Source organism: Azospirillum sp. (genome assembly GCF_035627195.1).
Lineage (GTDB): Bacteria > Pseudomonadota > Alphaproteobacteria > Azospirillales > Azospirillaceae > Azospirillum.
Genome location: NZ_DASPMG010000289.1, coordinates 1 through 14,664, shown reverse-complemented (window position 1 = coordinate 14,664; position 14,664 = coordinate 1). Strand labels below are relative to the sequence as shown.

10 protein-coding genes and 1 pseudogene are annotated in these 14,664 nt (G+C 70.4%); 8 read left to right on the top strand and 3 right to left on the bottom strand.

Going from position 1 to position 14,664, the window contains the following annotated elements; translation table 11 throughout:
• Nucleotides 1-301 (bottom strand): annotated as a pseudogene (locus VED21_RS26385) (hypothetical protein); the annotation flags it as partial.
• 361 nt (nt 302-662) lie between these two features.
• Here VED21_RS26385 and VED21_RS26380 point away from each other — a divergent pair.
• The 8 genes from VED21_RS26380 (at nt 663) to VED21_RS26345 (ending at nt 12,672) form a co-directional block, all read left to right on the top strand.
• A complete protein-coding gene (locus tag VED21_RS26380) occupies nt 663-1,499 on the top strand; it encodes an ABC transporter ATP-binding protein (protein ID WP_324887667.1) in 837 nt (278 codons plus the stop codon).
• 11 nt (nt 1,500-1,510) lie between these two features.
• Complete coding sequence (locus VED21_RS26375; RefSeq protein WP_324887665.1) at nt 1,511-2,326, top strand: ABC transporter permease; 816 nt, start codon at nt 1,511-1,513, stop codon at nt 2,324-2,326.
• Between the two features lie 45 nt (nt 2,327-2,371).
• Entirely contained in the window at nt 2,372-3,391 is a 1,020-nt protein-coding gene (locus tag VED21_RS26370) for an ABC transporter substrate-binding protein (RefSeq protein WP_324887663.1), read from the top strand.
• A gap of 145 nt (nt 3,392-3,536) precedes the next feature.
• A complete protein-coding gene (locus VED21_RS26365; protein ID WP_324887661.1) occupies nt 3,537-3,968 on the top strand; it encodes an ArsC/Spx/MgsR family protein in 432 nt (143 codons plus the stop codon).
• A 64-nt stretch (nt 3,969-4,032) separates the two neighbouring features.
• Nucleotides 4,033-6,048, top strand: coding sequence for a PAS domain-containing hybrid sensor histidine kinase/response regulator (locus VED21_RS26360; RefSeq protein ID WP_324887659.1), 2,016 nt, complete (start codon nt 4,033-4,035; stop codon nt 6,046-6,048).
• A gap of 12 nt (nt 6,049-6,060) precedes the next feature.
• Complete coding sequence (locus VED21_RS26355) at nt 6,061-8,010, top strand: response regulator (RefSeq protein WP_324887657.1); 1,950 nt, start codon at nt 6,061-6,063, stop codon at nt 8,008-8,010.
• 125 nt (nt 8,011-8,135) lie between these two features.
• On the top strand, nt 8,136-10,760 hold the full coding sequence (locus VED21_RS26350; protein ID WP_324887655.1) for a PAS domain S-box protein: 2,625 nt from the start codon (nt 8,136-8,138) through the stop codon (nt 10,758-10,760).
• Between the two features lie 22 nt (nt 10,761-10,782).
• Nucleotides 10,783-12,672 carry a response regulator gene (locus VED21_RS26345; protein ID WP_324887653.1) on the top strand — a complete coding sequence of 630 codons (1,890 nt, stop codon included), beginning with the start codon at nt 10,783-10,785 and terminating at the stop codon, nt 12,670-12,672.
• A gap of 3 nt (nt 12,673-12,675) precedes the next feature.
• Here VED21_RS26345 and VED21_RS26340 read toward each other — a convergent pair whose 3' ends face one another.
• Nucleotides 12,676-13,482 (bottom strand): alpha/beta hydrolase, encoded by an 807-nt coding sequence (locus tag VED21_RS26340; protein WP_324887651.1) that lies wholly within the window; start codon nt 13,480-13,482, stop codon nt 12,676-12,678.
• A gap of 95 nt (nt 13,483-13,577) precedes the next feature.
• Nucleotides 13,578-14,228, bottom strand: a complete 651-nt coding sequence (locus VED21_RS26335; protein WP_324887649.1) for an alpha/beta hydrolase — start codon at nt 14,226-14,228, stop codon at nt 13,578-13,580.
• Nucleotides 14,229-14,664: the final 436 nt, after the last annotated feature.

The window sequence follows — 14,664 nt, the reverse complement described above, 5'->3', positions numbered from 1 at the left end:
AGCCGGCCGAGGTGAAGCCGCCGGGGCTCGCCAGCTCGATCACCAGCGGCAGCGTGCGGGGCAGGGTCTGCACGGCATCGGTCAGGCGCTGCTCGACACCCTTGGTGAGGATGCCGTCGATGCGCAGCACCGCGGTCCCGTCGCTGATCGTCTGCGTGATGGCGGCGTCGGGGAGGGAAGGGGCGCCCGTGCGGGCCACCGCGCCGGAGTCGGCCACGGCGGCACCCGTCAGGGTCCCGGTCGAGCCCAGGGCGAGCAGCGCGGTCAGGGCGGTCATCCGGGCGAAAGCGCGAACCAACATCCAGTCCTCCTTGCGACGGAGGGACATTGGCGGGGAAAGCTTAACGGAATGGTTAACGCGCTCCTTGCCCGAAAGAGGTAGGCGGCGTCCGTTCGGCGTTTCGCGAAACAATGCGCTGTAAAAGTCCACTGGAACTATAGGATTTGCAACGGGATTGCGGAGCCATGGTCATGGTGTTTCGCCATCACCTGTTGCAGTGCGGGACGGCTTGTTTGCACCCTAAGCGACGTTCCGCGTCTTCTTCAAGCCTCCTATTGCCGCATCGCAGCAAAAAGGCGGCGCTCGGCTGGGCCTTGCGGGGGCGCCCGGGCTCGGTCATCATCGGGGAAAAGACGCAAGAACAGGGAAGAGACGCCGCCCGATGTCCGTCGCCAGAGCAGCCCCGCCCGCGCCCGAACCGGCGCTGGCGATCGAGGGCGTGACCTGTTCGTTCGCCTCCACGCATGAGAAGGGGGCGGTCTACACCGCGGTGCGCGACGTGCGTTTCACCGTCGGCGGCGGGGAGTTCGTCTCCATCGTCGGCCCGACGGGCAGCGGCAAATCGACCATCCTCAATGTCATCGCCGGCCTGCTGGCGCCCAGCGCCGGGCGCGCCGTGGTGTTCGGCGAGCCGCTGGCGGGGGTGAACCGGCACGCCGGCTACATGTTCCAGGCCGACGCGCTGATGCCCTGGAAGTCGGCGCTGGACAACGTGGCGGCCGGGCTGGAGTTCCGCGGCGTGCCGCGCGCCCAGGCGCGGGAACAGGCGCGTCCCTGGCTGGCGCGGGTCGGTCTGGACCGCTTCGGCGACCGCTTCCCGCACCAGCTCTCCGGCGGCATGAGGAAGCGGGTGGCGCTGGCGCAGACGCTGATCGTCGATCCCAAGATCATCCTGATGGACGAGCCGTTCTCGGCCCTCGACATCCAGACGCGCCAGCTGATGGAGAACGAGCTGCTGGACCTGTGGTCGGCCGACCGCAAGTCGGTGGTCTTCATCACCCACGACCTGGAGGAGGCGATCGCCATGTCCGACCGGGTGCTGGTGCTGTCCGCCGGGCCGGCGGCGCGGCTGATCGGCGAATACCGCGTGGACCTGGAACGCCCGCGCGACGTGGCGGAGATCCGCATGACCCCGCACTTCCTCGACCTGCACCGGGAGATCTGGGCGCAGCTGCGCGACGAGGTGCTGAAGGGCTACGCCCAGACCAAGCTGCAATAAGGACGACGCGCATGGCATCAAGCTCCACCGCGCGCAAGCGCCTGCCCGGCCGTCCCGTCATCCTGGCGATGCAGGCGGGCGTGCTGATCGGCTTCTTCCTGCTGTGGCACGTGCTGACCGCCACCAACGTCATCAGCCCGTTCTTCTTCGGCACGCCGCTGGCGGTGTTGGAACGGACGTGGAAGGACTTCGCGTCGGGCGTGATCTGGTACCACCTGGGCATCACGCTGCTGGAGACCCTGCTGGCCTTCGTCATCGGCACGGTGGCCGGCATCATCTTCGGCTTCTGGTTCGCCCGCGCCCCCCTCGTCTCCGCCGTGTTCGACCCGTACATCAAGGCGGTCAACGCCCTGCCGCGCGTGGTGCTGGCGCCGATCTTCATGCTGTGGTTGGGACTGGGCATCTGGTCCAAGGTGGCGCTGGGCGTCACGCTGGTCTTCTTCATCGTCTTCTTCAACGTCTACCAGGGCGTGAAGGAGGTGAGCCCGGTGGTGCTGGCCAACGCGCGCATGCTGGGCGCCAACTCGCGCGACCTGCTGCGCCACGTGTACCTGCCGTCGGCGCTGGCCTGGGTGTTTTCGTCGCTGCACACGGCGGTGGGCTTCGCCATGGTGGGTGCCGTGGTGGGCGAATACCTGGGTTCGGCCGCCGGGCTCGGCTACCGCATCCACCAGGCGGAGGGCGTGTTCGACACGGTCGGCGTCTTTTCCGGCATGCTGGTGCTGACCATCTTCGTCATCATCATCGACGCGGCCGTGACCTTCATCGAAAAGCGCCTGCTGCACTGGCGCCCGCAGGAAGCCCACACGACGAATGCCCAGGGCTAGACGCTCCGGGCTGAACGAGAAAACACCCGAGGAGGAGGAGAACCCATGCGTTTCGGGAAAATGCTGGCGCTCGGCGCGCTGGCGCTGGTGATCGGCGCCGGCAACGCCGCCGCCCAGCAGCTGGAGAAGAAGGACATCAAGCTGGCGGTCGGCGGCAAGCCGCTGCTGTACTATTTGCCCCTCACGCTGGCCGAGCGCCTGGGCTACTTCAAGGACGCCGGGCTGAACGTGGAGATCAGCGACTTCGGCGGCGGCGCCAAGAGCCTGCAGGCCCTGATCGGCGGTTCGGCCGATGTGGTGACCGGCGCCTTCGACCACGCCATCCAGATGCAGGCGAAGAACCAGCCGATCGTCTCCGTGGTCGAACTCGGCCGTTTCCCCGGCATCGTGCTGGCGTCGGTGACGAAGTCCGGCGACATCAAGACGGTGAAGGACCTGAAGGGCAAGAAGATCGGCGTCACCGCGCCGGGCTCGTCGACCAACTTCATGGTCAACTACCTGCTGGTGCAGAACGGCCTGAAGCCGGAGGACGTGTCCTTCATCGGCGTCGGCGGCGGCCCCAGCGCCGTGGCGGCGGTGAAGCGCGGCGACATCGACGCCATCTCCAACCTCGACCCCGTCATGAGCCAACTGGAGAACGACGGCGACATCAAGGTGATCGCCGACACCCGGACGCTGGAAGGCACCAAGGCGGTCTACGGCGGCCAGTACCCGGCGGCCGTGCTGTACATGAAGCCGGACTTCGCCCAGCAGAACCCCAACACCACGCAGGCCCTGGTCAACGTCTTCGTCCGCACGCTGAAGTGGCTGGACAAGGCCTCGGCCGACGACGTGATGAAGGTGCTGCCGGAGGAGTACTTCCTGGGCAACAAGGACCTGTACCGGACGGCGTTCGAGCGTTCGAAGCCGACCTATTCGCCGGACGGCCACTTCACCCGCGAGGGGGCCGAGGTCGCCTACAAGGTGCTGAAGGCCTTCGACCCGGCGGTTGCCTCGGCGAACATCGACCTGAACAAGGCGTACACGGATGCCTTCGTGGAAAAGGCGCACACGTTGCTGAAGTAGCGAAACCACCCCTCCCTCGCCTCCGGCGCGGGAGGGGGCTCCGAATAACCATAATCAAAGTGCGGCAATTTGCCCCATGCCCCTGCGGCATCGCGCCGCGGCATTCTCTTTGGAACAATTCCAATTCCAAAGCGGAGTGCATGGCATGGCCGAGGTGACCTTCTTCGAACTGGCGGACTGTCCGGCGAACGCGAAGCAGAAGCAGCAGCTGCGCGCGGCGGGGCACGCGCTGGTCGTGCGCGATCTGGCGGCGCAGGCGTGGACGCGCGAGACGCTGCGCCCGTTCTTCGGCGACCGCCCGGTGGACGAGTGGTTCAACCGCCGCGCCCCCGCCATCAAGCAGGGTGCCGTCGATCCGGAGAGCCTGGGCGAGGACGCCGCACTCGACGCCATGATCGCCGACGTCACCCTGATCCGCCGGCCGCTGATCCAGGTGGGCGACCGGCGCGAGGCGGGCTTCGACCCCAACATGCTGAACGCCTGGATCGGCATCGCGCCGACCGGCGAGAGCTGCGATTCCAAGCATGCCCGCGGCCAGTGCGACCACGGCCACCACCACTTCCCGCAGCGGGCATAAGCCGCGGCGGCATCACACGGATTCGACTGGCGGGGCATCGCCACAGGTGGTTGAATGCCGGCCGATGACACACGCCGACATCGACTCCCCAATCCCGCCAATCGAGGCCCCGCCGGCCGATCCGGCCTCCTCTGACGCCAGCGAAGCCCTGCGCCTGCGCGACCTGCTGGCCGACGCCATCGGCTGCGTCAGCGAGGGCTTCGTCCTGTTCGACGAGGACGGGCGGCTGGTGCTGTGCAACGAGCGCTACCGCAACGCCTACCCGCTGCTGGCCGACCTGCTGAAGCCCGGCGTGCTGTTTGCCGACGTGCTGCGCACGGCGGTCGAGCGTGGTGCCGCCGGGCCGCGGGTGGACGACCCGCTGGGCTGGATCGAGGAGCGGCTGCGCCGCCACACCCGGCACGAGGAGCCGTCCGACCACCGCCTCGCCGATGGGCGCTGGTACCGGATCAGCGAGCACGCCACGCGCACCGGCGGCGTGGTCAAGATCCTCACCGACATCACCCAGCTGAAAAGCCACGAGGAGGCGCTGGCCCAGAGCGAGGCGCGCTACCGCAGGCTGGTGGAGATGGCGCCCTACGGCATCGTCGTGTGGGACGGCGAACGCGTGCGCTACGCCAACCGCGCGGCGGCGCGCATCTTCGGCTGCGGCGACCCCGCTGCCATGGCCGCCATCCCGGTGATGGAGGACGCCGACGGCGAATGCGTGCGGCTGTTCGACACCTTGCCGCCACCCGTCGACGAGGCGCCGTTCGCCGCCCCGCTGGAGGCCCGCATCTCCACGCCCGACGGCGACGTGCGCGAGGTGGAGGTGGGCGTCCACCCCTTCGGCGTGGAGGGTGGGCCGGCGTGGTTCCTGGTCTTCAACGACGTCACCGAACGCAAGAAGGCCGAACGCGCCATCCACCAGGCGCAGAAGATGCAGGCCATCGGCCAGCTGGCCGGCGGCATCGCGCACGAGTTCAACAACATGCTGACCGCCATCGGCGGCTTCGCCCTGATGGCGCGGCGCGCGCCCGATGACCGCGCGCGGGTCGAGCAGTGCCTGGGCGAGATCGTCAAGGCCAGCGACCGCGCCGCCGGCCTCACCGCCCAACTGCTCAGCTTCGGCCGGCAGGACCGGGCGGAGGCCGCCCGGCCGGTGCGCGTGGCCGGCCAACTCGACGACCTCCGGCGCTTCCTGCGGCCGATCCTGGGCGAGCGGTACGAGGTGCGCGCCGACGTGCGCGCGCCCGACGCCGTGGTGCTGATCGAGCCGTCGCTGCTGCACCAGACGCTGGTCAACCTCGCCATCAACGGGCGCGACGCCATGCCGGACGGCGGGCCGATCACCGTGACGGTGGATCGTACGCTGCCAGACGCCGCGTTCTGGCAGCGCCACGCCGACCTGCGGCGCGGTCCGTACGTGACGATCTCCGTCCGGGATGCCGGCACGGGCATCGCGCCGGACGTGCTGGACCGCATCTTCGAGCCGTTCTTCACCACCAAGGAGCAGGGGGTGGGCACGGGCCTGGGCCTGTCGCTGGTCTATTCCACCGTCACCCGCGCCGGCGGAACGGTGGAGGTTGCGTCTGAGCCGGGGCAGGGCACCACCTTCACCCTCTTCCTGCCGGCCGAGGGCGCCGCCGCACCCCTGGAGGAACCACCGGGGCCGGGCCTGGACGACCTGGACGCCGAGGCCCCAGAGGACATGGACGACGGCGTCTCCATGGCCGCGACCGTGCTGCTGGTGGAGGACGAGGAGCAGGTGCGCGACTTCATCCGCCTGACGCTGGAGGACATGGGCATGCGCGTCGTCACCGCCGCCGACGGGCCGGAGGCGCTGAACGCCTTCGCCGCGCACGGCGGGGCGTTCGACCTGCTGGTCACCGATCTCGTCATGCCGAAGATGAGCGGGGCGGAGGTGGCGCGCACCCTGCGGCGCGAGAGCCCGGACCTGCCCATCGTGCTGATCTCCGGCTACCCGCCGGAGACGGAGATCCTGGACGACCTGCTGGCCGACACCCGGCGCGTGATCTTCCTGCACAAGCCGATCAACCCGGACGAGCTGGCCGGCCAGATCCACGCCCTGGTCGTCTGAGGGGGCGGGCGGATGGCCGTTCCTCCCGAGCTTCCCTCCGGCGGCCCGCGCGGGCTGGACAGTTACGACGTCGACGCGCTGCTGATCGAGCTGGGCGGCGATGACGGCTCGGCCACCGAGAGCGAGCGCAACGTCTGCCAGACGGTGGAGGAGCTGTACTCCAGCCGCACCCGCTTCCAGATGGCCGAGGCGCTGGACGAGTTCCTGGACGGCCGCCGCATCACCCCCACCGAACTGCTGCACACGGTGGAGCCGCAGCGCCAGCTGGACTCCTGGTACCGCCACGACGGCGTGCTGGAGCGCACGGCGCACGCCCAGTCCGTGCCCGGCCGCCGCACCGCGGCGCAACGGCTGGAGGAGCTGAAGCGCCTGGAGCAGGAGGCCATGGTGCTGACCGTGCAGCGCGCCCACAAGGGCGCGCCGCCGGCCTTCGATGCCCGCACCTTCGCCGCCGCCGTGTCCAGCGCCACCAAGGGCGGCGCCGGCTTCGGCGCGCGCTACGCCATCGACGCGGTGCTGGCCGCGTGGCTGGGCGAAAGCGGCAGCTTCGAGGTGAAGCTGATGCGCCTGCTGTCGCTGGACGGCGATTCGCTGCCGCCGCTGGGGGCGGAGGTCATCGACCAGGTGATCGGCGAGATCCTGGCCAGCCCGGCCGGGGTGGAGGAGCTGTTCGGCTGGGTGGACGGGCTGCGCGCCACGCTGGAGGTGCTGGCCCAGGTGTGGCGCGGCGGCGCCGTGAACCACCCGCACACGCCGCCGGTGGTCCGCCGGCTGGCCACCTACGTCGGCGCGCGCGAGGCGCGGCTGGCCCGTCACGGGCTGGAGGTGACGCTGCACCGCGCGCTGCTGGGCGACGCGCGGCTGACGCCGGACAACGCCTACGACGCGCGCTCCATCACCACCATCATGGACGAGCTGCTGGCGCTGGGCGCGCTGGCTGGCAAGCTCAGGGCGCACGGCGTCATCATGGGCGGCGAGCGCACGGTGCAGCTGCTCGACCGGCGGGCGGCGCTGCTGCTGGGCGACGACCGGCTCGACGCCATCATGAAGGGCAAGAGCCACCACGCCCGCCTGATCGACCTCTTCACCTTCGAGGGGGCGGCCTTCGGCGAGGCGAGCCGCAAGGTGATCGTCGGCGCCCTGCTGCGCCAGCTGGACGCCCGCGACTTCACCCAGCGCCTGTTCGAGCACGCCCGCACGCCGCGCGCCCGCATCAAGGCGCTGGCCGACATCCAGCGCCGCGTGCGGCAGTCCGGCCTGACCGAGGCGCAGAAGGACAAGTACGCGCGCATGCTGGACGACATCCAGCACACCTATCTCCGCACCAACCGCATCTTCGCCCGCATCGGCAAGGACAAGACGCCCGGCGTCGACGAGGTGATGGAGTTCGCCAATCTCTGCGCCGAGGGCGCCTTCACCGACGGCAAGTGCATGGCCGCGGCGCGGGAACTGGTCGGCCATCACGTGCGCACCACGGCGTTCCTGCGCGGCTATTTGGCGCGCTGCAAGGACGACACGCAGGGCCGGGCGGAGCGCTACGCGCAGTTCTTCGGCACGCTGGCCGCCGCCGGCACGCCTCTGCGCGACATGGGGACCCTGCGCATCCTGCTGGCCGACGACGAGCCGGCCGCCCGCTCCTACGTCGAGATGATCCTGCGCGACCTGGGCATCAGCGACGTCGTGGTGGCGGAGGACGGGCAGCAGGCGCTGTCCGCGTTCGAGGAGCAGGCGGGCCGCCTGGACCTGATCATCTGCGACTGGAAGATGCCCCGCCTGTCCGGCCTGGAGTTCCTGAAGCAGGTGCGCGCCGTGCGGCCGGAGATGCCGTTCCTGATGGTCACGGCGCTGGCCACCATGATCGCGGTGGAGGAGGCGCTGGCGCACGACGTCACCGCCTACATCGCCAAGCCGTTCTCGCCCGAACAGCTCGAAGAGAAGATCCTGGTGCTGGTGAACCGCTGACGGGCGCTTCTGTCGCGGCCACCCGTTGCATTCGTTACAATTCCGAAACCGGGTGTTAACGGCTGGCGTCCTATGACGGCGGGGCAGCCCATCGGACGAATGGGCGATCACGCCCCGGGGAACGCATGGACGCGACCAGCATCGAGGACCCCGTCGTTTCCCCCGCAGCGCCGGGCGACGCGGCGGAGGTGCGCGCCCGCGTGCGCTGGATCGTGCTGCCGGGGCTTTTGCTGGTCCTGCTGGGGGCGTGCGCCATGGCGGCGCTGCTCGCCGTCACCGCCGACCGGCACGACGATGCGACGATTCTTCGCATCGTCGCCGGGCTGTCCGTCGTCATCGCCGCCATGGCCGCGCTGGGCTTCGTCACGCTCCGCCGCGCCGTGCGCACGGCGGAGTTGGTCGAGCGCACGGCCGGCATGCTGCGCGCCGCCAACCGCGACCTTGCCGACAGCCGCCAGCGCTTCCGCGACTTCGCCGAATCCTCTTCCGACTGGTTCTGGGAGAGCGCGGCCGACCACCGCTTCACCTACGTCTCCGAGCGGCTGTGCACGATCACCGGCGGCGATCCGCGCGCGGTGTTCGGCGAGACGCTGACCGGCCTCGGCGCCTTCGTCGAGGATGCCGACACCTGGCGGGAGTACGAGGCCGACATCGCCGCCGGCCGCGCCTTCCGCGACCTGGAGATCATGTGGCAGGACGGGACCGGCAAGACGCACGTCTTCCGCCTCGCCGGGCAGCCGGTGCGGGACGGCGACGGCCGCTTCGCCGGGTACCGCGGCACCGGCGTGGACGTCACGACCGAGACCATGGCGCTGGTCGAGGCGCGCTTCATGCAGGTCGTCGTGCACGACGCGCTGGACAGCATCTCCGAAGGCTTCGTGCTGTTCAGCGCCGATGGCCGCCTGCTGTTCTGCAACGGGCAGTACCGGCACGCCTACCCGAACATCGCCGACGTGCTGGTGCCCGGCACGCCGTTCGAGGAGATCCTGCGCGTGGCCGCCGAGCGCGGCGGCTACCCCGACGCGCAGGGCGACATCGGCACCTGGATCCAGGACCGGCTGAAGCGCCACCTGGAGCACGAGGCGCCGGTCGACCGCCAGCTGTCCGACGGGCGCTGGTACCGGATCAGCGAGCACGCGACGGGATCGGGCGGCATCGTCAAGATCCTGATGGACATCACCGAACTGAAGCGGCGCGAGCAGGAGCTGGCGCAGCAGACCGACCAGCTCGCCACGACCGTCAACGCCCTGCGCGAGAGCGAGAAGCGCTACCGCCAGCTGGTCGAGCTGGCGCCCTACGGCATCGCCATCTGGGACCGCACGGCGATCCGCTTCGCCAACACCGCCGCCGCGTCGATCCTCGGCACCGGCGGCTCCGGCAGCCTGGAGGGGGCACCGCTCGCCAGCCTGTTCACCGGCGTGGATGGCCTGGAGGCCCGCCTGGGCCGCGCCGTCGAGGGGCCGGGCGAGCGCGTGGCGTGCGAGGCGGTGCGCCCGAACGGCGAACGCCGGCACGTGGAGGTCGGCGCCTACCCGGCCGTCTACCAGCGCGAGCCGGCGGTGCTGCTGGTCATCGCCGACGTCACCGACCGCCGCCGCGCGGAGGAGGAGCTGCAGCGCGCCCAGAAGATGGAGGCGGTCGGCCGCATGGCCGGCGGCATCGCGCACGAGTTCAACAACATGCTGACCGCCATCGGTGGCTTCGCCCGGCTGGCCGAGCGCAGCCCGGCCGACGAGGCGCGCGTGCTGACCTGCGTGCGGGAGATCGCCAAGGCGTCGGACCGCGCGGCGGCGCTGACCGGGCAGCTGCTGGACTTCAGCCGGCGCCGCTCGACGGAAGAGATGGAGGTCATGGCGCTGGCCGGCCTCGTGCGCGACCTGCGCATCTTCCTGAAGCCGCTGATGAGCGCCGGCGTCGACCTGGACCTGGACATCCGCGACGCGTCGGCGCACGCCGTGGCCAACGCCGTGACGCTGAACCAGGCGCTGCTGAACCTCGCCATCAACGCGCGCGACGCCATGCCGGACGGCGGGCGGATCACCGTGACGCTGGACGTCATCACCCCCGACGGCGCCTTCTTCAACCGGCACGAGGGGCTGCGGCCCGGCCGCTACGCCGTGCTGCGCGTCGCCGACACCGGCTGCGGCGTGCCGGAGGCGATCCGCGACCGCATCTGGGAGCCGTTCTTCACCACCAAGGAGCCGGGCAAGGGCACCGGCCTCGGCCTGTGGATGGTGTACGGCACGGCGCAGCAGGCCGGCGGTGCGGTCGAGATGGCGTCGGAGCCCGGAAAGGGCAGCGTCTTCTCCCTCTACCTGCCGGCCGTCGATCCGCCGGACGAGGAGGATGGCGGCATCGAGCCGGTGCGCCTGCCGGAGGGGGAGGCGGCGGCGGTGCTGCTGGTGGACGACGAGGAGTCCGTGCGGTCCTACCTCAAGCTGGCGCTGGAGGAGGCGGGCTGCCACGTGACCGAGGCCGGCGACGGCGTGGCCGCGCTGGAGCGCTGGGACGAGTGCGGCGGCCTGTTCGACCTTGTGGTCACCGACGTGTCGATGCCGCGCATGAACGGGGCGGAGCTGGCGCGCGAGCTGGAGGGGCGCAACCCGAACCTGCGCATGCTCTTCCTCACCGGCTACACCTCGCGCGACAAGGCGGAGGGGCTGACGGCGAAGGCCGGGCGCGCGCTGCTGATGAAGCCCATCGGCCCGGAACGGCTGATCCAGGCCGTGCGCGACCTGCTGGCCGACTGAAGCGAAGGGAGTGCGTGGGGACATGGCCAGCGATATCGGCCAAGCAGCACAGACGGACGCCGCCGCGGACATCGAAGGCGCCGTCGAGACGGCCGCCTGCCGGGAGCCGGACGACTTCTACTCGGCCTCCGCGCGGGAGAGCCTGACCCGTTTCTGCGAGCGCTTCCTGAATGAGAACGCGCTGACGCCGACGGAGCTTCTGCACTCCCCCCGCCACCAGACGACGCTGTCCAACCAGCCGCTGTTCGTCAGCATCCTCCAACAGGCCGAGCGCATCCTGGGCCACAAGCCCGGCACCATCAACGTGCTGGTCAACGAGGTGGCGCGGCTGACCCGCCAGCGGACCAAGGATTGGACCATCCCCGACCTGCGGCCCGACGGCTACGCCGCCGTCGTGACCGACCTGCTGTCGCACCATTCCGCCTTCGACGGCCAGTTCATCGTCGACGCGGCCCTTACCCAGCACATCCAGACCGCCCGCACCTTCGCCGAGAAGGTGGCGCTGCTGATGGAGCTGGCCAACGGCACCGATGACGCCGACGCGCTGGCCCCCATCGACCGGCTGCTGGGCGAGATTGTGCGCAACGAATCCGGCATGGCCTCCATCGCCGGCAACACGCCCTTCGCCGAGCTGGTGGAGGCGCTGGTCACGATGGTGGCCGGCGACCTGCCGCTGCCCGACGACGCGCCCGCCGTGCTGCGCGGGCTGGAGACGCTGATCCGCAAGGCGCCCATGCCGGTGCTGTGCGACGGACTGATGGTCGCCTTCCGGCGCGAGCTGGCCAAGCCCGACCGCATCACCACCGCCAGCCGCGGCGACCTGTTCGGCGTCGAGACCATCCAGAAGGAGGCGCTGGCGCTGGGCGTGCTGGCGCAGCGCCTGCGCACCGGCGACAGCTTCTTCGGCGGCACGCGGACGGAGTTCGCGCTGCAGCGGCGCATGTCGCTGCTGGTCAATGAGGACTCGCTGCCGGAGATCGTGCGCGGCCGCACCTTCATCCAGAAGCTGCGCATCCTCTTCATGGTGCAGAAGATGCCGCTCGCCCCCAGTTCGGAGCGGGCGGTGAACGCCTACCTGAAGACCTATTTCGACGGGCGCGACTTCGCCGGCCGCCTGCTCGACTGCTTCAAGGAGCAGCTGGACAAGCTGCGCGGGCTGGCCGAGGTGCAGAAGCTGGTCCGCGAGTCGAAGTTCACGGAAGACGACCGCGAGGCCATTTCCCAGCAGATCGACGAGGTGCAGAACGCCTTCATCCGCACCCAGCGCATCCTCTCGCCCCTGGCCGGCAAGGAGGACGCCTCGCCGGAGGCGGTGCTGGACGTCGTCAAGCTGGCCGGCGAGGGCGCCTTCTGCGCCGGCAAGAGCCGGCTGGCCGTGGCCCGCGTGCTGTACCGGCAGGTGCACCGCCCGCGCTTCGTGCGCGCCTTCCTGCTGAGTGCCGCCAGCGGCAAGGAGCGCGCCACGCGGCTTGGCTGGCTGACCGGTGCCTTGTCGGTCATCGGCCTGCCGTTCGCCGACCTGTCGGCCATGCGCGCCCTGGTGGTGGACGACGAGGACGGGCCGCGCAACTATGTGGAATCCGTGCTGCACGACCTGGGCATCGGCGCCGTCGACACGGCGGTGGACGGGCAGGACGCGCTGGACCGCTTCATGGCGCGGGAAGGCGGCTACGACCTCGTGATCTGCGACTGGATGATGCCGAAGGTCAGCGGCCTGGACGTGCTGCGCACGGTGCGCCGGGTGAAGCCGGACCTGCCGTTCCTGATGGTCACGGCGCTCGCCACCCGCAAGGCGGTGGAGAAGGCGCTGGAGCACCACGTGACCGGCTACATCGCCAAGCCCTTCACCCCCGACCACCTGGAGGACAAGGTCCTGCTGGTGCTCACGCAGCGCCTCGCCCCCACCGGGTAAGCGTTACGCCGCCTCGGCCAGCAGGGTCTTCTGGAGCCAGCCGTCGACCGCTTCGGCGACGCGTTCCCAGTCCGGTTCCAGCATCATGGTGTGGCCCATGCCGGGGAAGAACTGGGCCTCCGTGCGCATCAGGCGCGCGGTGGAGCGCACCTGGTCGGGCGGCACCAGCAGGTCGCGCTCCGCACCCAGCACCTGGAACGGCGTGCCGCGCATGGGCACCGGGGGGAACGGGTTCCAGTGCATGGTCTCCAGCAGCACGCGGCGCGATTCGAGCTGCAGCTTCGGCTCGTACCGCACGATTTCCGAGCGCGGCATGCGGTCGGAGAACATGGCGCGGCGGATGCCTTCCGGGTCCACCAGATCGGGGCCGAAGCTGCACAGCAGCGTCAGCTGCTGGAACACCCAGGGATCGCGGAACGCCAGGCCGATGGTGCTCTCCAGCAGGCCGTGCGGCGGGGCCGAGGCCATCAGCACGGCGGCCGGCGCCGTGCGGCGGCGCAGCGCGTGCTGCACCACCGTGCCGCCCATGGAATGGCCGATCAGCACCGGCATGGTGCCCAGGCGCTCGCACGCCTGGAACACGTCGTTCACATAGTCGCCCAGGCCGTGCCAGGGCAGCGCCTCGTGCCCGTCGCTGCCGCCGTGGCCGCGCAGCGACACGGCGTGCGCCGCCCAGCCGCGGTCGGCGAACCAGCCCAGGAACTTCTCGTCCCAGATCCACGCCCCGCAGAAGGCGCCGTGGACGAACAGGAGGGGGGTGGGGCGGGCCGGTCCGGAGGGGAGGCGGCTGAGGATCTCGAGCTTCGGCATGACCCAAACGTTAGGTCGGCACGCGGCGCCTGTCCAGCGCCGGGGCGAACATGGCAGCGTTGCTGTCGTGATCCGGCCTCAGCGTCCGTCCAGCCTCAGCGCCCGTCCAGGAGGTGCGTGCGGAACCACGCGGCGGCCGACTGCACGACGGTGTCCAGGGCGCCGGCTTCCTCGAACAGGTGGCCGGCGCCGGGGATGATCTCCAGCGCCTTGACGCCGTGCAGCCGGGCGAAGGCCTGCTGGTTCAGCTCGATCACCGCGGTGTCGGCGCCGCCGACGATGAGCAGCGTCGGCGCCGCCACGCCGTCCAGCCAGACCTCCGCCAGATCGGGCCGGCCGCCGCGCGAGACGATGGCGGTGACGTGGTCGTGCTCGGCCGCGCGCCCGGCGGCGATGAGGGCGGCGGCGGCCCCGGTGGAGGCGCCGAAGTAGCCGATCGGGCAGCCGTTGCAGGACTCGAGCGCGTGCACGAAGCGCGTCGCCTGCACCAGCCGCTCGGCCAGCAGGTGGACGTCGAAGACGTTGGCGCGGTCGCGCCCCTCCTCCTCCGTCAGCAGGTCGAACAGCAGCGTGCCCAGGCCGGCCCGCTGCAGGCCCTCCGCCACCAGCCGGTTGCGCGGGCTGTCGCGGCCGGAACCGCTGCCGTGCGCGAACAGGACGACCGCGCCGAACCCGTTCGGCAGCGACAACGTTCCCGGCAGCCCGACCGGCGGGATGTGAACCTCTTCCTCCACACGCCTGTCCATCGCCTCTCTCCGTTTCTGGCGTCTCCCCTGGGGTTCTCAACAGGCGGAAGGCGCGACTATGCCGGGGCGGTTGGACGGATCGGGCGGATGCAACCGGATGCAACACCGTGCAACGGATTCGGCCGGTTGTTGCATTCGGCCACCGGCGTCGTTTTCGCGCGGAGGGCGCGGAGGGCGCGGAGGGCGCCCCGCCGCGAAGGGCGCGGGTGCGTGGGAATGCAGTGATGCCAGGATCGCAGGCATGATGGCGCCCGATAGGAAAATTGTCAATCCGGCCGGCGGCGCCGCAGGGCAGTCGCTTGAAAGCCCCTCCCCCTTGGCGGGGGAGGGCTATCGCATCTGAGTAAAGCGCTCTCCGCCTGTTGACCTGAAGGAAGAGACCGAAGTGGCCTTTTCCTTCAGGAGACGCGCGATGCAGTCGCTCATTGAGATTTTC